The sequence below is a fragment of the Pedobacter paludis genome, from assembly GCF_003173575.1.
GTDB classification, from domain to species: Bacteria; Bacteroidota; Bacteroidia; order Sphingobacteriales; family Sphingobacteriaceae; genus Pedobacter; species Pedobacter paludis.
In genome coordinates, this window is record NZ_QGNY01000005.1 from 1 (window position 1) to 18421 (window position 18421).

Sequence of the window (18421 nt, forward strand, 5' to 3'; positions counted from 1 at the left end):
TTTTCCCTTCGTTTCCGTTGGGAGTGCAAAGGTAGGAATCTTTTCGCAACTTCCAAATAAAATATTTTTTATTTTTCGGCGCCTCTTTTTTCCTCCACTACTTTCAGTACCGCCCCTCCCGGGGCTTCCCGTCCCTTCCGGACAGGGTTGCAAAGGTAACAACTTTTTCCCTCTCTCCAAGAACTATTTCAAAATAATTCCCTTCCCCCTAATACCATGTAACCGTCTCCTCCGAAGCGGGATGCAAAAGTAGAAAAAATATCCGCCAAGGCAAATACTTTAAAGCTTTTTTTACCGATAAAATCGTAAGTGTATGATTTACACTAAGAAAAAAAGCAACTGGTTAGTTATTGGAAATGAATTATTGTGGAAATATTAAGGTTTTTACTTTGGGCAGGAATGCTGAAAGCTAAATTTTAGAACAGAAAGAAGTTAAATAAACCCGACCTGAATGAAAAACCCGCAGGCGAAGTATGAGCCGAGGATTTGAAATGGAGGGCGGGACTACCAAATAATAGCAGCACAGCCCCTGCTTTTCTAAACATTTTAATATTGTCCTGTACTTAAAAGCACTAGAGTACATGCTTCAATTGGCTCAATGCCGTGTTGATCTAATAATTTTTCCAGTTCATAATTTTCTGTACCTGGATTAAAAATTACGCGTTTTGGTTTTGTTTCTAGGATATAATCGTGATACTGCGCCTGAAGCGCAGGGCCTATATACAAGGTTACGGTATCTATATCATTATGTATTAGTTCGGGTTTCTCGATTTCGATCCCGGCAACCTCTCCTTTTTTAATCCCGACATTAACAATATCGTGATTGAAACGCTTTAGCATATGAGCAGCTTTATATGAATATCTTGATGGATCTGGAGATGCGCCTATTATAAGTGTCTTTTTCATGATGAATTGTTTTGGAGGTTAAAATTTGGACAGGAGCGCAATTTGTCCGGAGTGATAAGCGTGATGTTGAACTAAGCCATTTACCAGTTCTATATTAGTAACACGAATACCCAACGCTGGGTTTCTTTCATCCTTTAGATTATCATTCCATTGACTATTTGCTATAGATTCGCATAGACGAATTAGTTCTTCGTTGGCTATTTTAAAATTAAAGATAATCTTTTCCCAAGCCTGTGGTGTTTTTTCTTCGGGTTCAGGCCAATCGCCCAAAGCTGGTTTGGAGGGTAAATTGCCCAATAATCTAGAGCTTACTTCCTCTGTCCAGCTGGTTAAGTGTAGGGCAATTTCGGCAATAGAATGTGCATTTGGAATAAAATGCTCGAAAGCATTTTCTGGTTTTACATTATTAAGGGTTTGCATAACATGATTGCCATGCCATGCATCGCCATTAAAAGCTTTTTGAATTTCGTTTGTAATGTTAAGCATATCGACATAACAAATGGGGCGATGTAAAGTTTTTTAGCTGGTTGCCAATATTGCGTTGGCACAGTTTATTCCGTCGATAGCGGCCGATACAATTCCGCCGGCATAACCCGCTCCCTCTGCACAAGGGTACAAACCGCCAACTTGTGGGTGCTGAAAAGTTTCCTTGTTTCTAGGAATTCTTACTGGAGATGAGGTACGGCTTTCTACTCCAACCAAAATGGCTTCGTTGGTGTAATAGCCTCTAATTTTTTTCCCGAATAATGGTAAAGCTGCTTTGAGACTTTCGGATACAAAATCTGGCAGAATATTATCGAGCATGACACTTTTAGTACCCGGCAGATAAGAGTTTTTTGGCAAATCGAGAGATAGCTTATTGTTCACGAAATCCATCATCCGCTGTGCGGGTGCGACAAGGTTACCACCACCGGCTTCGAAAGCAAGCTTTTCTATTTCGGACTGAAAATTTAGCATTCTTAACGGATCATAGCCCTGAACATCATCCAAAGTAACCTGAACAACGGTACCGGAATTTGCGAAGGGGTTATTTCTTTTGGAAGGCGACCAACCATTAACAACAATTTCGTTCTCTCCGGTTGCACAGGGCGCAATGATTCCGCCAGGACACATACAGAATGAGAATACACCACGGGGACCGACCTGTTCTACCAAACTATAATATGCTGGTGGTAAAAATTCTGAACGGATATCGCAATGGTATTGAGCTGAATCGATTATTTCTTGTGGATGTTCTATGCGTACACCAAGAGCGAATGGTTTAGCCTCGATTAGTATGTTTTTTTTATTTAATAATTCATATACATCCCTAGCGGAATGGCCAGTGGCAAGAATAATATGATCGGCATATAATTTATCTTCAAAATTGATCTCTACACCTTTTATTTTGCCAAAATCAATAAGAATATCGGTCATTTGGCTATCGAACATCACTTCTCCGCCTGCATTTAATATGGTATCTTTTATAGATGTTATAATTTGAGGAAGCTTGTTTGTACCGATATGTGGTCGGGCATCGATTAAAATATCCTGCTCGGCTCCATGATCTACAAAAACCTGAAGCACTTTATTAATATCGCCACGTTTATTTGAACGCGTATAGAGTTTTCCATCAGAATACGTACCAGCTCCGCCTTCTCCATAGCAATAATTAGATTCTGTATTTACTACGCCTTCTTTATTTATAGCGGCTAAATCTCTTCTGCGCTGTTTTACATCTTTTCCGCGTTCAATAATTATTGGTTTCAATCCATTTTCGATGCATTGCAAGGCGGCGAATAGGCCTGCTGGACCCGCTCCAATAATAAGAACGGGTTTACTATTCCTTACATTTTGATATTTAACATTATGGATTTCTGGAACAGGGTCTTCATCAATGAAAACCTTTATCTGGAGGCGAAAAATAACCTTCCGTGAGCGTGCATCGATAGAACGTTTCAGAATCTGGTAAGCTTTAATTCTGTTTTCTGGAAGTTTTAAGGCTTCGGCTAGTTTCTGATTGATCACCTCAGTTTGCTCAACCTGGTTTGGGAGCAGAGTAATTTCGATTTCCTTTTGCATGTTATGTCAGGTTTTTATCCCGAATGGTACAAAGGTACATTCAAAATTATAAATATGGTAATTTATGAATGGGGTTGCACAAACTGGCAGAGATTTTGCAAAATGTAACAAAGGCATACAATTTGATATCTAATTTGTAAATTGACCATTATTCAATTTGATTAACATAAGACAAAATCATAAAGATGAAAAAATTAGTATTTGGAATTTTAGCTGCTGTAATTGCAGTTAGCACCTTAAGTTCATGCGGATACAATAGCATGGTTAAACTTGATGAAAATGTAAAATCTAAATGGGGAACCGTACAAACTCAATATCAACGCAGGGCAGATTTGATCCCGAATTTAGTAAGTACTGTTAAGGGAGCCGCTAAATTTGAGCAGGGAACACTAACAGCAGTTGTTGAAGCCAGAGCGAAAGCAACTCAAATGACGGTTAAAGCAGATGATTTGACTCCAGAAAATATTCAAAAATATCAGGCAGCACAAGGTCAGTTAAGTCAGGCTTTGGGTAAATTGTTATCAATTACAGAAGCTTATCCAGAATTAAAGGCTACTCAACAATTCAGCGATTTATCGGCTCAATTAGAGAGTACAGAAAATAGAATTACAGTTGCCCGTAAAGATTTTAACGATGCCGTACAGGAATACAACGGAAAAATAAGATCGTTTCCGACAAACTTAACAGCAGGAATGTTTGGTTTTAAGGCTAAAGGCTATTTTGAAGCTGATGCAACTGCCAAAGATGCACCAAAAGTAGAGTTTTAATATTCTAACGATAACATTTAAGGGTAGTGGGTGTTTATTTAACTGAACACTTATTACCCTTTTTACTTCATATAAAATAAGACATGTCGTTATTTTCAGAGATTGAACAAGACAAGATTGCTAAAGCCATTTCGGATGCAGAAAAAGCAACTTCTGGTGAAATTAGAATTGCCATAGATAAACACTGCCCAGGCGACCCTTATGAAAGAGCAATAGAATATTTTGCAAAACTGGATATGGATAAAACCGCACAGCGTAATGGCGTATTGATTTATCTGGCGCACGCCGATCATAAATTTGCAATTATCGGCGATGCCGGAATTAATAAAGTAGTACCTGATAATTTTTGGGAAACTACAAAAGTTGCCATGACAGCCCACTTTGCAAAAGGCGATTTGGCAGATGGCATAGTTGCAGGCGTTTCCCTAGCAGGAGAAAAATTAGCTTTATTTTTTCCTTATCAAATGGGAGACATTAATGAATTGCCAAACGATATTGTTTACATGGATAATCAGGATAACTAATAAGCAATGAAAAAATTATTCCTTTTATCGTTTTTAAGCTTAATTTATGCATTTGCTTTTGCACAGGATTTCCCTGAGAAACCCACTACACTTGTTAATGATTATTCGGGTGTACTTTCATCCACTCAAAAGCAATCTTTAGAAACCAAACTGGTTGCTTTTAACGATTCCTCTTCTACCCAAATAGCCATAGCAATATTAAAATCGGTTGGCGATTATGATATAAATGAATATGCAGTAGAGCTTGGCAGGAAATGGGGCGTTGGCCAAAATGGCAAAAACAATGGAATTATGATTGTTGTGGCTGTTGGCGATCGGAAAATATCCATTCAAACAGGCTATGGGGTTGAAGGTGCCTTGCCTGACGTTTATGCCAAAAGAATAATAGAAAGTGATATTAAGCCGTTTTTTAAAGCTGGCGATTATTACGGTGGCTTGGATGCGGGTACAACATCTATTATTAAGTACACCAAGGGAGAATATAAAAATGATAATCCAAAAACCTCTGCAAGTAAAAAAGGAGGTACTGGAAGCATTGCCATAATCATTATTATTATTGTGATCATTATTATATTTATGAGAAAAGGCGGAGGTGGAAATAGTGAAGTTATAGGCGGAAGAGGTGCATCAAATGCATTATTCTGGGCAATGCTTTTCGGTAGCGGAGGCGGTGGCCGAGGTGGAGATAGTGGCTGGGGAAGTGGTGGCTTTGGAGGTGGTTCTTCTGGTGGCGGTGGTGGATTCGGAGGCTTTGGCGGAGGAAGTTTTGGCGGTGGCGGATCTAGCGGAAGCTGGTAATTTGAATTACGATTTTAGATGGATGAATTACGATTTTAACTGCAGGCATTTTAAAATTAAAACCCTTTCACCCAAATGGAACCAATTTAGTGAGCCAATTACCTAATGAATATATACTAAACGATGTATAGAAAAGATTTAATTACAGCAGAGATTCAAAAACTGGCAGAAGTTTTAGCCAAAATAATGGGCTTAAAGTTGGAAGGTAAACTTAAAGAAGCTGAAAGCATTTTTAACGAAACGATGGAAAAGAGTTTCGTACTTCCACAAGAAATACTGTTATCTAATGATCCATTAGTATTTGAAAATTGGCTTAATGAGAATGATTTATCTCCTGAAAAACTCGATTCTTTAAGTGAGTTTTTATATTACGAACTTGGTGTAAGCGAGAACAGGAATGAAATTATTGCTCCAAAACTTAATCTTATTTATCAGCAATTGGCCGATAAGCATAAAATTGTTCACTTGGTAAATCTGCATCGCCAGAAAACAATCCAACAGTATTTAAAATAAAATTAATAAAAAATCGATTATAGATGATTATAGAGAAGTGGCGAAAACTTGCCTCTAAATATTTAGTGAGAGAGAAATGGGCAACTTTAAGGGTTGATACCTGCGAGTTGCAGGGTGGCATTATTAAGGATGATTATTATGTTTTGGAGTATCCAAATTGGGTAAATGCCATCGCTTTAACTGAAGAGGGCAAGGTAATTATGGTTCGGCAATACCGCCACGCGGCAGATATAATTTCTCTAGAAGTTCCTGGCGGAGTAATTGATGGTGACGAAGAGCCTGAATATGCCATTAAACGCGAACTTTTAGAGGAAACGGGTTATAGCTTTAAAACCTGCAAATTTGTTGCAGAACTTTATCCAAACCCTGCCACCTCAAACAATAAAACCTTTACTTACGTGCTTACTGGCGGAGTAAAAACACATCAACAGCATTTAGATGAGCATGAAATTTTAAATGTAGAGGAATACTCGGTTGAAGAAGTTAAACATTTAATAAGGGACAATAAAATTGCTCAGGCTTTACATGTAGCGGCTTTGCTTTATGGATTGGCTGAGGTAGAAAAGATGTAATTAGCGTTTGCCATCAATATGTTGCCTCCAAAAAAGCACAAGTTATCCCATCATAAAAAGGCCTGATTTGAAAATCAGGCCTTTACAGTTTTAAGATCATTTTAGATTAATGGCTATAATTTGCCATCTAAACGCTTCTTAGCTCATTTTCAATTTCTTTTGAATATCGTGCACGTAAGCTTTAAACTTTTTATCCGTATCGATTAAATCCTCTACCGTTTGGCAAGCATAGATTACCGTACTGTGATCGCGGCCACCAAAGAAAGCACCAATGGTTTTTAAAGATGATTTGGTGTGGCTTTTTGAAAGATACATGGAAATCTGGCGGGCCTGAACAATTTCTCTTTTGCGGGTTTGCGATTTAACCATATCAACAGGAACTTCGAAATACTCGCAAACCAATTTCTGAATGTATTCCATCGAAATCTCTTTTGAAGTATTTTTGATGAAGTTTTTCAGCATTTGTTTCGCTAGGTTCAAATCGATCTCCTTTTTGTTCAAAGTAGCTTGGGCGAGCAAAGAAACCATTGCACCTTCAAGTTCACGAACATTATTATCGATATTGTGTGCAACGTATTCTACAACTTCTCCCGGTAACTCAATACCATCGGCATACATTTTCTTTCTTAAGATGGCGATACGGGTTTCCAAATCAGGAATCTGCAAATCGGCAGATAGGCCCCATTTAAAACGACTTAACAAACGCTCTTCTAAACCAGCTAAATCTTTCGGTGCTTTATCAGACGTTAAAATAACCTGTTTTCCCGATTGATGCAAATGGTTAAAAATATGGAAGAAGATATCCTGAGTTTTTTCTTTACCAGCAAAATTGTGTACATCATCCATAATGATCACATCCATTGCCTGATAAAAGTTAACGAAATCGTTAATGGTATTGTTCTTTAATGAATCAACAAACTGCTGACAGAATTTCTCACAGCTTACATAAATAACCAGTTTATCTGGCATGCTGCGTTTTATCTCGTTTCCAATCGCCTGCGCCAAGTGGGTTTTTCCCAAACCAACGCCACCATAAATCATTAATGGGTTAAAAGAAGTACCACCTGGTTTTGCTGCTACCGCATAACCTGCAGAGCGGGCCAAACGATTACAATCTCCTTCTATATAGTTTTCGAAAGTATAATTAGAGTTTAATTGTGGATCTACATTTAATTTTTTTAATCCAGGGATAATAAATGGATTTTTGATGTCCTTATTTATCGAAACAGGAATTGGCATGGATTGAACCTTTGCCTCTGCCCCATTTCCATTTGAAGGCATATTTGTTGTATACGGATTACCGCTGTTAGATGATTTATCTACAACGATGTTATATTCCAACCGGCCATCCTCTCCAAGTTGTTTTTTTACAGTTTTACGTAATAAGCCTACATAGTGCTCTTCAAGCCATTCGTAAAAGAATAAACTCGGTACCTGAATGGTTAAAACCTTACCTTCCAATTTAAGGGCTGTTATTGGCTCGAACCAGGTTTTAAAACTTTGGTTCGGGATGTTATCCTTAATAATTTGAAGACAGTTCTTCCACACTTCTGTACAAGTTTTTTCCATTGCGATTTCTATAATTTATTGGTTTTCAGTGCCGATTCGAATTTACGGGATGGTCCGTTTCGGGACTACGAATATTGACAAAATTATCAACATTTTAAACAAAAATTTCAAATAATTTGTAACTCATTCATAAGCAAGAACCTATCTCGTTTAACCTGAATTTTTAGTGTGGATAACTATTTATTAACATGATTTTAATATTCTCCGAAGGTATTTCGAAGTACATCGGCTATTTCACCTAAGGTTGCATAATGCTCAACAGCATCAATAATTAATGGCATAAGATTAATATCTGCCTTAGCGCCCTCTTCCAAAAGATTCAACGCATTTTCTACCGCTTTGTTATTTCGCGTTGCCCTTAAATCTTTGAGTTTTTCTGTTTGTAATATACGAATTGAATCATCTATATTAAATACCTCTGTAATCCCCTCTTCCGTTTGAGTAAACTTATTAACACCCACTAAAACCCGTTCGCCACTTTCTACCTCAGTTTGATACTGGTAAGCGGCGTTAGCAATCTCGTTTTGCATGTAATCGCTTTCTATCGCATTTACCGATCCGCCCATTGCATCTATCTTATCAATGTAAACCCAGGCTGCTTTTTCTACTTCATCGGTAAGGTTCTCTACAAAAAAAGATCCTGCCAGGGGATCAACTGTGTCCGTTACGCCGCTTTCAAAGGCAATGACCTGTTGCGTACGCAACGCGATTTTTGCAGCTGATTCGGTAGGAAGAGAAAGCGCCTCATCATACCCATTGGTATGTAATGATTGTGTCCCGCCCAAAACGGCTGCCATTGCTTGGTTACTAACCCGGATTACATTGTTTAAAGGTTGCTGCGCAGTCAAGGTAGATCCACCTGTTTGAGTATGGAAGCGAAGCATTTGTGCTTTTTCATCTGTTGCGCCCAGATCTTTGGTAATTTTAGCCCACATCCTTCTCGCCGCTCTAAATTTTGCAATTTCCTCAAAAAAGTTATTATGGCAATTGAAGAAGAACGATAATCGCTTAGCAAAAATATTAATATCCAACCCTTTATTTAATGCGGCCTTTAAGTATGTTTTGCCGTTTGCCAACGTAAAAGCCAGTTCCTGTACCGCCGTAGAACCTGCCTCTCTAATGTGGTAGCCTGAAATAGAGATGGTGTTCCAATTTGGAACTTCTTTGCTACAATATTCAAAAATATCAGTAATTAAACGCATTGAGGGTTTTGGTGGATAAATATAAGTTCCTCTTGCTGCGTATTCTTTCAAAATATCGTTTTGAATAGTTCCGGAAATTTGCTTTAAATCTGCACCTTGCTTTTTTGCCAATGCGATATACATGGCCAGCAAAATAGAAGCGGTTGCATTAATGGTCATTGAGGTTGTGATGTTTTTCAGCTCAATACCATCAAATAAAATCTCTATATCCTTTAGTGAATCTATGGCAACGCCAACTTTCCCAACTTCGCCATCAGACATTTCGTGGTCGGAATCGTAACCAATTTGAGTAGGCAAATCAAAAGCAACTGATAAGCCTGTTGTACCCTGAGCCAATAAATAATGATATCGTTTATTGGACTCTTCAGCGGTCGAAAAACCGGCATATTGCCGCATTGTCCATAAACGCCCCCGGTACATATCCTTCTGAATCCCTCTGGTAAATGGAAATTCGCCGGGTTTTTCTTCCATCGGCTTTGCAGAAGTATAAAGTTCTTTTATTTCTATGCCAGATGTGGTGGTACGTTTTTTATCGCTCATGTTTGGTTAGTTCATTGGTTATTTGTTCGTTAGTTGCGCTCATAAAGGTTGCGAACTATGCAATTAATCAATTTAAACAATTACCGATTAATCTTTTTTAAACTTAGCCTATTAAAACAGTTTCTGAATATCCTTTTTAACCAGCTCTATTGTCAAATCGTAAGGATTTTCATCAATACTGGCCATGTGCTGCAGAATTGCTTTGCTCAATTCTATTCCATTGGCATCTGCAGGCAATCCTTTAACAGCATTATTAATCATTGCAATGGTATCATCTTTAAGTTTGCGAACCACACTCCAGGTTACACTATCAACATAAAGTTGTTGGGTAATGTTATGCTGGTATTCTGACCGAACTTCATTTAAAATTCCCGCCTGCAACGTCGATATTCCAATTCCCTGCTGATGAAGCCGAACAAGTAAGTTTGCTGGATTAATTCGATCGGTAAAAATAATTAGCCTTTCATGCGCCTGTAACCTCAACGGCAGTAAATGCGCCCTACTTTCTTTATTTAATTCGATGGTTTTTAAGTTGAAGAAACGATGGATATCATTCTTTAATAAGTAATAAATAGCGAAAAGGGCTAAAAAAACGCCTAAAAATAAGACAGCTATATCAATAACGATTTGTTGGACATTCATTTGTATTGTTTTATTAAGGTAATATTAACGAGTAGATAAAAGCAAAAATGTGCATTATTATTTATATTTGTAACAGTTAAAATTTAAATAACATGAGCACAACAGTTGATACAGCATTTGCACCGGTTACTTTTTCAGAAGGAGCGGCAAAAGAGTTATATAAATTAAAGGATCAGCAAGAAATTGGTGAGGATTATGGTTTACGTGTTGGCGTAGAAGGTGGTGGCTGTGCCGGGATGAATTATATTTTAGGTTTTGACCAGAAAAAAGATGGAGATCAGGAATATTTTATCGATGGAATTAAAGTTTTCATGAACAAGGCGCACCAAATGTACCTTATGGGCATGATGATCGATTGGCAAGATGGCTTAAACTCTCGTGGCTTTACCTTTGTAAACCCTAATGCAACCAGCACTTGTGGCTGTGGTACCAGTTTTTCTGCATAAAGAAAATAATATTGTAACATATCTAGTAGTCCCCTTGTCTAAACATCGGGACTTTTTTATTTTTATAGGATATGTAAGTTTGGGCGGTATCTTTCGCTCCGAAACAACTATTTCATACAAACGCTTAAATGAATTACAGAGAAAACATCAGGCTTGCACTAGAATCGATTAAGGGCAATAGACTTCGTACTATGTTAACTGCTTTAATTATTGCCATTGGTTTAATGGCTTTAGTGGGCATTTTGACAACGCTTGATGCTGTTAAAAAAAGCATGACCGAAGCTTTTAGTAGCATGGGTGCCAATTCATTTACAATAAGAAATCGCGGAACGGGAATCAGAATTGGCGGACAAGGAAAAAGACCAAAACCTTTCAAAGCCATTAGATATGAAGATGCTGTTAGATTTAAAGACAGCTTAAACACCCCAGCAACTGTTGCGGTAAGCGTTTTTGCAAGTGGGGGCTCTACAGTCAAGTTTGGTAGTTTAAAGACCAATCCAAATATTAATGTTCAAGGTATTGATGAAAATGGCTTAGCGTCTCAAGGATTGAATCTATCAGAAGGGAGAAACTTTAGTGTTTCCGAAATCCAGCTTGGAAGTAATGTTTGTATTGTTGGTGGTGAAGTAGTTGACAAGCTTTTTAAAGGTTCTGATCCAATGGATAAGCTCATTAATGTGGGCAACAACCGGTTCAAAATTGTTGGTATTTTAGCTAAAAAAGGATCTAGTATGGGCTTTAGTGGAGATAGGGCGGTTTATGTACCACTCCTAAAAGCAAAACAGATTAATGCAAATGCAAATCCATCATATACCATTACCGTGATGGTTCCTAATAATGATATTCAGGATAATGTTATAGGCGAATCAACTGCTTTATTTAGAAACATCCGCAAGGTTAAGGTTGGAGAAACAAATAATTTCGAGATTACTAAAAGTGATGCAATTGCCCAGACTTTATTCGAAAATTTGGCATTTGTGGCTATTGGCGGTGTCGCAATTGGGATTATAACCCTAATTGGAGCATCAATCGGGCTGATGAATATTATGCTTGTATCGGTTACCGAAAGAACCAGAGAGATTGGAATTCGGAAAGCAATTGGAGCAAATCCTCAAGTTATTCGTCGCCAGTTTTTAATTGAAGCTGTTGTGATTTGCCTTATGGGCGGAGCGCTGGGCATATTTTTAGGAATTTTGCTTGGAAACTTAATATCACTAGCAATGGGAGGTTCATTTATTATCCCTTGGTTATTTATTTTGGGTGGCTTCGTTTTGTGCGTATTAGTTGGGATTGGTTCTGGATATTATCCTGCAAAAAAAGCATCGAAATTAGATCCAGTTGAGGCATTACGATACGAATAAAGGTTAACTGGTTAATTGTGGTAATCTATTTCTATAGTTAAAATTGGTTAATTGTCCATTTCACAGAGTGAACAATTAACCGATTAAACATTTCGAACACTTAATCCTTTTAAAGCAGTACGTTATTTAATTGATGCTGGGTAAGCAATTGATGCATCCCTGGAGTTGTCAAACTGTCTTCTAAAGCGATGGCATGTTTTAAGTGGTGCATATCGCTTCCGATAAAATCTACCAGATGATTTTCTACCATTTCCTCTGCTACTTTTTTTGCTCCTGCGCCATAGTAACCCGTTAAAGCAATGGAATTGAGCTGAAGCAAACAGCCAGTTTCTCTTATCTGCTGATAATTTTCTACAGAATTATAAAAATATGGATAACGCTCGGGATGTGCCAAGACTGGTTTATACCCAGCATCTTGCATAATTTTAATAAAATCAAATAGGTTTTGGGGCGTATTTATATAAGATAATTCGAAAAGTAAATACTGATTGCCAAAAGTGAGTACTTCTTTTTGTTTTACTTTCTTCTCCAACGTTTCATCAAGATAATATTCAGCAGCTGCGCTTACCTCTAAGTCTAACTGAATATCCTCCAGACCCTTTCTTAAAACATCTAAAGCCTTATTGATTGTATCTGGAGTATTTCGATAATAATCTGCCATAATATGTGGCGTAGCAATAAGTTTTTTAAAACCAAGTGCCTTAAATTTTTTCGCTAAAAGTAAAGAATCGTTTATGGTTTGTGCCCCATCATCAATGCCGGGAAGTATATGCGAGTGCATATCGGTTCCAATATTTGAGAAATTAAATTCGGGCAATATTTTTTTCTTTTTAAATAGTCCGAACATAACGACGGGATCTTGGCTTAACTTATTTCCTTAGGCAAATTTGATGCCTCGGCTTCAACAGCTAATTTAGAAGAATAAATCCTGTCTAACAAATGATTTAAGTTTTCTGAAAGATCGAATTGTAAATCTTCGTGAAGCTTTTTAAATTTATTAATGGTAACCGATACAGTTTTAATGTAATAAGCGGAGAACAAAAAACTAAAATCCCGATAGCCAAAAATAGATCTTTTGTATTCTATCGGGATAATGTTTAAAATATAAATCTTCAGTTCTACTTCTCCTAGAACATCCTTGGTTACTTTATAAAAGTGATTTACCGAAGTAATCATCTTTCTTACCTTAACCAAAGCTTCTTTAGCATTTAGCTTTTTAAGCTCAGAGATTTGCGCTTCAGCATCTGCTTTTATTTTTTCTTTTCTTTCTTCTAAATCGATTTCACTTTCCAACAATTTATAGTGAAGATGTTCGGTGAGCACTTTATCTTTAGCAACAAGCCTTAACAACAACCTATCTTTTTCTTTGACAGGAAGATCTGTTATAGCAACTTTTAAATCCTTGTGCTCCGCTAGCTTCATTTAAAATGGATTCGCTTTGATGTACTTTTCCCATTCCCAAGCCGATCTCATCATTTCATCGATATCAAGATCTGCTTTCCAGCCCAGCACATCGTTCGATTTCTGAACATCGCCGTAAACCTTTTCTACATCTCCGCTTCTTCTCGGGCCGATCTTGTAATCCAGCTTTTCTCCGGTTGTACTTTCAAAGGCAGAGATAATTTCAAGAACCGATGATCCCTTTCCGGTACCGATATTGAAAACCTCGTAATTGCTTTCGGCCTTCTTTTCTTCCATGCGCTTAACCGCGGCAACATGTGCCTTGGCTAGGTCTACTACGTGGATGTAATCGCGTACCGCAGAACCGTCAACCGTATCGTAATCGTTTCCGTAAACCGTTATCGGTCCGCGTTTGCCAATGGCCGACTGGGTGATAAACGGAACCAGATTGGCCGGAACCCCGTTTGGAAGCTCACCAATCAGTGCGGTTTCGTGTGCGCCAACCGGATTGAAGTAGCGCAGTGCAATTACGTTCAGGTCTGGTGTTACCGCAGCGGTTTCCTCCAGAATCTCCTCGGCAATCTGCTTGGTGTTTCCATAAGGCGACTCGGCTTTCTTTACAGGTGCCGATTCGGTAACGGGCAAACTGTCTGGCTGGCTGTAAACCGTGCAGGACGATGAAAACACAAGATCGATCTTTCTGTTGAAAGAGGTAAGCAGATTGATCAGGCTGTAAAAGTTGTTCCTGTAATATTTCAGGGGCTGGGCAACCGATTCTCCAACAGCCTTATAGGCCGCAAAATGGATAATCCCAGTGATGTCTGTATGCTGCTCCGCAAATTCCTGAACAGCGCCGGCGTCCTGAAGGTCGATTTCCTGAAAATCGAACCATTTTCCGGTAATCGCGTGGAGCTGAGTTAGGATTTTGATGTTCGAGTTGGAAAGATTATCAACGATAACCACTTCGTAACCCGCATTGTGGAGTTCTACAACCGTATGCGAACCGATATAACCCGTACCTCCGGTAACTAATATTTTAGACATCTTAACGATTAAATGTTGTAAAGTCTTTATGCTCAATCTTTGCCAGAGCTTCTTCCGGTAAAGATTTGAAATAATCATAAGTAATTTTCAAACCTTCTGCACGCCCAACTTTTGGTTCCCAGTTTAACAACGCTCTTGCTTTAGTAATATCTGGTCTTCTTTGTTTAGGGTCATCCTGTGGAAGTTCTCTGTAAACAATTTTTTGTGATGTACCTGTAAGTTTGATAATCTCTTCACAGAATTGTTTAATCGTAATTTCGTCCGGATTGCCAACATTAACGGGCTGAGCATAATCAGACATTAACAAACGATAAATTCCTTCAATCAAGTCATCAACATAGCAGAAAGATCTGGTCTGACTTCCGTCTCCGAAAACAGTTAAATCTTCGCCTCTAAGTGCCTGACCGATAAATGCAGGAAGTACCCTTCCGTCATTTAATCGCATTCTCGGACCATAGGTATTAAAAATCCGCACGATTCTGGTTTCAACACCATGGAATGTGTGGTAAGCCATAGTAATGGCTTCCTGAAAACGTTTAGCCTCATCGTAAACGCCTCTTGGGCCTACCGGATTAACATTTCCCCAATATTCTTCTGGCTGTGGATTTACACTTGGATCTCCGTAAACTTCAGAAGTAGAAGCAATTAACATCCTGGCACCTTTAGCTCGAGCCAAACCCAGTAAATTATGGGTACCCAATGATCCAACTTTTAAGGTCTGAATTGGAATTTTTAAATAATCTATCGGACTTGCAGGAGATGCGAAGTGAAGGATATAATCCAGTTGACCTGGGATATGTACAAATTTCGAGACATCGTGATTATAAAACTCGAAGTTTTCTAAGCTAAAAAGATGTTCGATATTGGCTAGATCTCCTGTGATCAGGTTATCCATTCCAATTACATGATAATTTTCCTTTATAAATCTATCGCACAAATGAGAGCCCAAAAAGCCGGCTGCTCCAGTAATCAGTATTCTTTTACGTTCCATCTTAATCAATTAGTTTTCTTCCGATACTGTTATAATAGTAGCCCAAGTCAATCATTTTCTGAAGATCGTATAGGTTACGTCCATCAAAAATTACTTTGTTTTTTAAAATATTCTCAATTTTATCAAAATCAGGATTACGGAATACAGACCATTCAGTCGCAATTAAAAGCGCATCTGCACCTTCCAAGGCTTCGTATTGGTTTTGTGCATATTTCACCTTATCGCCAATAACACCTTTTACATTTTCCATTCCTTCTGGATCGAAAACAGTAACGGTAGCGCCATTTTTAACAAGTGCATCTATAATATATAGTGCTGGTGCTTCACGGATATCATCTGTTTCAGGTTTGAAAGCTAAGCCCCAAAGCGCAAAGTGTTTCCCCTGAATATCGTTTTTATAATATTTTAGAACTTTATCTACAATGATGGTTTTTTGTCTTTCGTTAACTTCCATTACCGATTTAAGGATCTGGAAATCATACGTATTTTCATCTGCAGCCATTACCAGTGCCTGAACATCTTTAGGGAAACATGAACCGCCGTAACCAATTCCAGGAAAAAGGAAACGTTTACCAATTCTATCGTCTGATCCGATACCTTTTCTTACTGCATCTACATCCGCACCAACAAGCTCACAAAGATTTGCAATCTCATTCATAAAGGTGATCTTAGTTGCAAGGAAAGAATTTGCCGCGTATTTGGTAAGTTCAGAAGAACGTTCATCCATAAACAAAATCGGGTTTCCTTGACGTACATAAGGGCCGTAAAGTTCTGTCATAAGTTTTTTGGCACGCTCACTGGTTGTTCCTAAAACCACGCGATCCGGTTTCATGAAATCCTCTACAGCTACACCTTCACGCAAAAACTCTGGATTTGAAACCACATCAACTTCTATTGAAGTATTGGCAGCAAAAACAGCTCTCACTTTATCCGCAGTACCCACAGGAACAGTAGATTTATTTACAATAATTTTATATTCTGTAATCAGCTTTGAAATATCCTTCGCTGCACCTAAAATATAAGAAAGATCTGCAGCACCGTCTCCACCTGGAGGCGTTGGAAGTGCCATGAAAATGATTTGCGCATCTTTAACCGCATCAGCAAGATTTGTAGTGAAGGTTAATCTTCCTTGTTCAATGTTCCTGTGAAACAATAGATCAAGACCTGGTTCGTAGATTGGAACCTCGCCATTCTGCATTTTTTTTACTTTTGCATCGTTAATATCAACGCAAATTACATCGTTTCCTGTTTCAGACAGACATGTTCCTGTCACTAAACCAACGTATCCTGTACCAACTACGGCTATTTTCATATATTTAATTAGGGAGTTTTAAATATTTTCGTTTTATCTTGCGACGAAGATAATAAATTACATTCAATGCTTTGGCTTTACTTATTAGGAATTAGATTATACTACGTAATTATTTGCTTTTTGTCAATTTTCCATGCCAAAGCAAAGCTATTTGTTAATGGACGAAAAGATATTTTTAAAAAGATTGCAAAAAAAGTAAATCCGTTAGAAAAACACATTTGGTTTCATTTTGCATCCCTGGGTGAATTTGAACAAGGAAGACCTGTATTAGAAGAACTGAAAAAGAAATTTCCAAGCAAAAAGATTGTGGTTACCTTTTTTTCACCTTCGGGTTACGAAATTAGAAAAAATTATGCGCTTGCAGATGTTTTCTATTTGCCAATCGATACCCCTAAAAATGCAAAGCGATTTATTGACAGTATAAATCCAGAAATGGCAATTTTTACCAAGTATGAATTTTGGTATTTCTATTTTACGGAACTTAAAAAGAGAGAAATCCCATTATATCTAATCTCAGGCATTTTTAGAGAAAATCAAGGATTTTTTAAATTGTATGGCGGTTTTTACAGGGCAATGCTAAAATGTGTTACTTATTTCTTTGTTCAAAATCAGGAAAGCGTAAATCTCTTAAATTCTATTGGGATTGATAACTGTACGCTTAGTGGCGATACACGTTTTGATCGAGTGTTTGAAAACGCCCAAGCGCCAAAAATACTCCCAGAAATTGAAAGCTTTATCGGTAATTCTCCGGTATTAATTTGTGGCAGTACATGGCCCGAAGATGAAAGAATATTATCTGCTTTGCCAGAAAAATATCCTGATTGGAAATTTATAATTGCTCCGCATGAAATTGATTCCAATCATATAGAAAGCATAGAAAAGCAGTTTTCAGGTAGTTTAAGGTTATCGACTCTAAGTGCAACAGAAAATACGCAAGCACAAATCCTTATCATCGATAACATCGGTATGTTATCTTCTTTATACCGATATGGAAAATTGGCTTATATCGGTGGTGGATTTGGTGCCGGAATCCATAATACTTTAGAGGCGGTAGCTTTTGGATTACCAGTAATTTTCGGACCAAAGTATGAGAAGTTTCAAGAAGCAAAAGATTTAATTGCTTTAGGTTCTGCACAGAGCATTTCCGATACTAACGGGCTAGAGGTCGCTTTTAATAAGTTTAAGGATAATACTTCTGCATCCGAAAAGGCTAAAAAGTATGTTCAGGAAAAAAAGGGATCAACGGATCAGATCATTGAAATGATCACAAAACCTGATCAGATTTAAGAATTTCGTTGGTAATTTCGGAAATGCTTTGGTTAATTTCAACTGTTACAACATCAGTTTCTTCACTTCCTGGTTCTTCCAAAACATCAAATTGACTTTTCAATAATCCGGAAGGCATATAATGCTCTTTTCTGGATGCTAATCTAGACTCGATTAATTGAAAGCTTCCTTTCAGATAAACGAACATTATATTCTCATTTTCTGCCCTTATAATATCTCTATAAGATTTTTTCAAGGCTGAACAGGCAATGATACAATTCATATTATTCTCAACACCCTTTTTCCCAACTCCACCAATCAGTTTAAGCCAATCATATCTATCTGTATCCGTAAGGGGAATTCCAGAAGCCATTTTATCAATGTTATGTTGAGAGTGGAGATGATCACCATCAATAAATTTTGCATCTATTTTTTGAGCTAGTGCTTCACCGATTGAGGTCTTACCACTTCCAGAAACGCCCATCAAGATGATTAATTTCGTCATT

The 18421-nt window shown here is 37.8% G+C and carries 20 protein-coding genes; 8 read left to right on the top strand and 12 right to left on the bottom strand.

Annotated features, from left to right (window positions below; translation table 11 throughout):
• Nucleotides 1-546: 546 nt before the first annotated feature.
• Genes DF947_RS14165 through DF947_RS14175 form a run of 3 tightly spaced genes read right to left on the bottom strand, consistent with a single transcriptional unit; the run spans nt 547 to nt 2967 of the window.
• Nucleotides 547-906, bottom strand: a complete 360-nt coding sequence (locus tag DF947_RS14165) for a CoA-binding protein (RefSeq protein WP_109930710.1) — start codon at nt 904-906, stop codon at nt 547-549.
• 18 nt (nt 907-924) lie between these two features.
• Nucleotides 925-1392, bottom strand: a complete 468-nt coding sequence (locus tag DF947_RS14170; protein ID WP_109930711.1) for a DinB family protein — start codon at nt 1390-1392, stop codon at nt 925-927.
• 33 nt (nt 1393-1425) lie between these two features.
• On the bottom strand, nt 1426-2967 hold the full coding sequence (locus DF947_RS14175; protein ID WP_109930712.1) for an NAD(P)/FAD-dependent oxidoreductase: 1542 nt from the start codon (nt 2965-2967) through the stop codon (nt 1426-1428).
• Between the two features lie 185 nt (nt 2968-3152).
• On the opposite strand from DF947_RS14175, the gene DF947_RS14180 reads away from it, so the two are divergent.
• The 5 genes from DF947_RS14180 to DF947_RS14200 all read left to right on the top strand — a co-directional run bounded on the left by DF947_RS14180 (nt 3153) and on the right by DF947_RS14200 (nt 6141).
• Nucleotides 3153-3734, top strand: a complete 582-nt coding sequence (locus DF947_RS14180; RefSeq protein WP_109930713.1) for a LemA family protein — start codon at nt 3153-3155, stop codon at nt 3732-3734.
• Nucleotides 3735-3817: 83 nt separating this feature from the next.
• Nucleotides 3818-4258, top strand: a complete 441-nt coding sequence (locus DF947_RS14185; protein ID WP_109930714.1) for a TPM domain-containing protein — start codon at nt 3818-3820, stop codon at nt 4256-4258.
• Nucleotides 4259-4264: 6 nt separating this feature from the next.
• A complete protein-coding gene (locus tag DF947_RS14190; protein ID WP_109930715.1) occupies nt 4265-5056 on the top strand; it encodes a TPM domain-containing protein in 792 nt (263 codons plus the stop codon).
• A gap of 123 nt (nt 5057-5179) precedes the next feature.
• Complete coding sequence (locus DF947_RS14195) at nt 5180-5569, top strand: hypothetical protein (RefSeq protein ID WP_109930716.1); 390 nt, start codon at nt 5180-5182, stop codon at nt 5567-5569.
• A 23-nt stretch (nt 5570-5592) separates the two neighbouring features.
• Complete coding sequence (locus DF947_RS14200; protein ID WP_109930717.1) at nt 5593-6141, top strand: NUDIX hydrolase; 549 nt, start codon at nt 5593-5595, stop codon at nt 6139-6141.
• A 138-nt stretch (nt 6142-6279) separates the two neighbouring features.
• Here DF947_RS14200 and dnaA read toward each other — a convergent pair whose 3' ends face one another.
• From dnaA to DF947_RS14215, 3 genes are all read right to left on the bottom strand, one after another.
• Complete coding sequence (dnaA, locus tag DF947_RS14205; RefSeq protein ID WP_109930718.1) at nt 6280-7710, bottom strand: chromosomal replication initiator protein DnaA; 1431 nt, start codon at nt 7708-7710, stop codon at nt 6280-6282.
• A gap of 194 nt (nt 7711-7904) precedes the next feature.
• A complete protein-coding gene (locus DF947_RS14210; RefSeq protein ID WP_109930719.1) occupies nt 7905-9452 on the bottom strand; it encodes an acyl-CoA mutase large subunit family protein in 1548 nt (515 codons plus the stop codon).
• Between the two features lie 111 nt (nt 9453-9563).
• Nucleotides 9564-10094 carry a DUF7935 family protein gene (locus tag DF947_RS14215; RefSeq protein WP_109930720.1) on the bottom strand — a complete coding sequence of 177 codons (531 nt, stop codon included), beginning with the start codon at nt 10092-10094 and terminating at the stop codon, nt 9564-9566.
• A gap of 92 nt (nt 10095-10186) precedes the next feature.
• Between DF947_RS14215 and DF947_RS14220 the strand changes: the two genes are divergently transcribed.
• Nucleotides 10187-10540 (top strand): HesB/IscA family protein, encoded by a 354-nt coding sequence (locus tag DF947_RS14220; protein WP_109930721.1) that lies wholly within the window; start codon nt 10187-10189, stop codon nt 10538-10540.
• Nucleotides 10541-10668: 128 nt separating this feature from the next.
• Complete coding sequence (locus DF947_RS14225) at nt 10669-11901, top strand: ABC transporter permease (RefSeq protein WP_109930722.1); 1233 nt, start codon at nt 10669-10671, stop codon at nt 11899-11901.
• Between the two features lie 109 nt (nt 11902-12010).
• Here DF947_RS14225 and DF947_RS14230 read toward each other — a convergent pair whose 3' ends face one another.
• Genes DF947_RS14230 through DF947_RS14250 form a run of 5 tightly spaced genes read right to left on the bottom strand, consistent with a single transcriptional unit; the run spans nt 12011 to nt 16649 of the window.
• Nucleotides 12011-12748 (bottom strand): tyrosine-protein phosphatase, encoded by a 738-nt coding sequence (locus DF947_RS14230; protein ID WP_109930723.1) that lies wholly within the window; start codon nt 12746-12748, stop codon nt 12011-12013.
• 17 nt (nt 12749-12765) lie between these two features.
• On the bottom strand, nt 12766-13323 hold the full coding sequence (locus DF947_RS14235; protein WP_109930724.1) for a hypothetical protein: 558 nt from the start codon (nt 13321-13323) through the stop codon (nt 12766-12768).
• On the bottom strand, nt 13324-14346 hold the full coding sequence (galE, locus tag DF947_RS14240) for a UDP-glucose 4-epimerase GalE (RefSeq protein ID WP_109930725.1): 1023 nt from the start codon (nt 14344-14346) through the stop codon (nt 13324-13326).
• 1 nt (nt 14347) lies between these two features.
• Complete coding sequence (locus DF947_RS14245; RefSeq protein WP_109930726.1) at nt 14348-15337, bottom strand: UDP-glucuronic acid decarboxylase family protein; 990 nt, start codon at nt 15335-15337, stop codon at nt 14348-14350.
• A 1-nt stretch (nt 15338) separates the two neighbouring features.
• On the bottom strand, nt 15339-16649 hold the full coding sequence (locus tag DF947_RS14250) for a UDP-glucose dehydrogenase family protein (protein WP_109930727.1): 1311 nt from the start codon (nt 16647-16649) through the stop codon (nt 15339-15341).
• A gap of 120 nt (nt 16650-16769) precedes the next feature.
• Between DF947_RS14250 and DF947_RS14255 the strand changes: the two genes are divergently transcribed.
• Nucleotides 16770-17936 carry a 3-deoxy-D-manno-octulosonic acid transferase gene (locus DF947_RS14255; protein WP_317046769.1) on the top strand — a complete coding sequence of 389 codons (1167 nt, stop codon included), beginning with the start codon at nt 16770-16772 and terminating at the stop codon, nt 17934-17936.
• Here the strand turns inward: DF947_RS14255 and DF947_RS14260 are convergent.
• Complete coding sequence (locus DF947_RS14260) at nt 17914-18420, bottom strand: gluconokinase (protein WP_109930729.1); 507 nt, start codon at nt 18418-18420, stop codon at nt 17914-17916. The two genes, DF947_RS14255 and DF947_RS14260, sit on opposite strands and share 23 nt — an antisense overlap.
• Nucleotide 18421: the final 1 nt, after the last annotated feature.

Coding starts and splice junctions, on each gene's coding strand:
- DF947_RS14165 (WP_109930710.1), bottom strand. CDS start 906: ATGAAAAAGACACTTATAATAGGCGCATCTCCAGATCCATCAAGATAT.
- DF947_RS14170 (WP_109930711.1), bottom strand. CDS start 1,392: ATGCTTAACATTACAAACGAAATTCAAAAAGCTTTTAATGGCGATGCA.
- DF947_RS14175 (WP_109930712.1), bottom strand. CDS start 2,967: ATGCAAAAGGAAATCGAAATTACTCTGCTCCCAAACCAGGTTGAGCAA.
- DF947_RS14180 (WP_109930713.1), top strand. CDS start 3,153: ATGAAAAAATTAGTATTTGGAATTTTAGCTGCTGTAATTGCAGTTAGC.
- DF947_RS14185 (WP_109930714.1), top strand. CDS start 3,818: ATGTCGTTATTTTCAGAGATTGAACAAGACAAGATTGCTAAAGCCATT.
- DF947_RS14190 (WP_109930715.1), top strand. CDS start 4,265: ATGAAAAAATTATTCCTTTTATCGTTTTTAAGCTTAATTTATGCATTT.
- DF947_RS14195 (WP_109930716.1), top strand. CDS start 5,180: ATGTATAGAAAAGATTTAATTACAGCAGAGATTCAAAAACTGGCAGAA.
- DF947_RS14200 (WP_109930717.1), top strand. CDS start 5,593: ATGATTATAGAGAAGTGGCGAAAACTTGCCTCTAAATATTTAGTGAGA.
- dnaA (WP_109930718.1), bottom strand. CDS start 7,710: ATGGAAAAAACTTGTACAGAAGTGTGGAAGAACTGTCTTCAAATTATT.
- DF947_RS14210 (WP_109930719.1), bottom strand. CDS start 9,452: ATGAGCGATAAAAAACGTACCACCACATCTGGCATAGAAATAAAAGAA.
- DF947_RS14215 (WP_109930720.1), bottom strand. CDS start 10,094: ATGAATGTCCAACAAATCGTTATTGATATAGCTGTCTTATTTTTAGGC.
- DF947_RS14220 (WP_109930721.1), top strand. CDS start 10,187: ATGAGCACAACAGTTGATACAGCATTTGCACCGGTTACTTTTTCAGAA.
- DF947_RS14225 (WP_109930722.1), top strand. CDS start 10,669: ATGAATTACAGAGAAAACATCAGGCTTGCACTAGAATCGATTAAGGGC.
- DF947_RS14230 (WP_109930723.1), bottom strand. CDS start 12,748: ATGTTCGGACTATTTAAAAAGAAAAAAATATTGCCCGAATTTAATTTC.
- DF947_RS14235 (WP_109930724.1), bottom strand. CDS start 13,323: ATGAAGCTAGCGGAGCACAAGGATTTAAAAGTTGCTATAACAGATCTT.
- galE (WP_109930725.1), bottom strand. CDS start 14,346: ATGTCTAAAATATTAGTTACCGGAGGTACGGGTTATATCGGTTCGCAT.
- DF947_RS14245 (WP_109930726.1), bottom strand. CDS start 15,337: ATGGAACGTAAAAGAATACTGATTACTGGAGCAGCCGGCTTTTTGGGC.
- DF947_RS14250 (WP_109930727.1), bottom strand. CDS start 16,649: ATGAAAATAGCCGTAGTTGGTACAGGATACGTTGGTTTAGTGACAGGA.
- DF947_RS14260 (WP_109930729.1), bottom strand. CDS start 18,420: ATGACGAAATTAATCATCTTGATGGGCGTTTCTGGAAGTGGTAAGACC.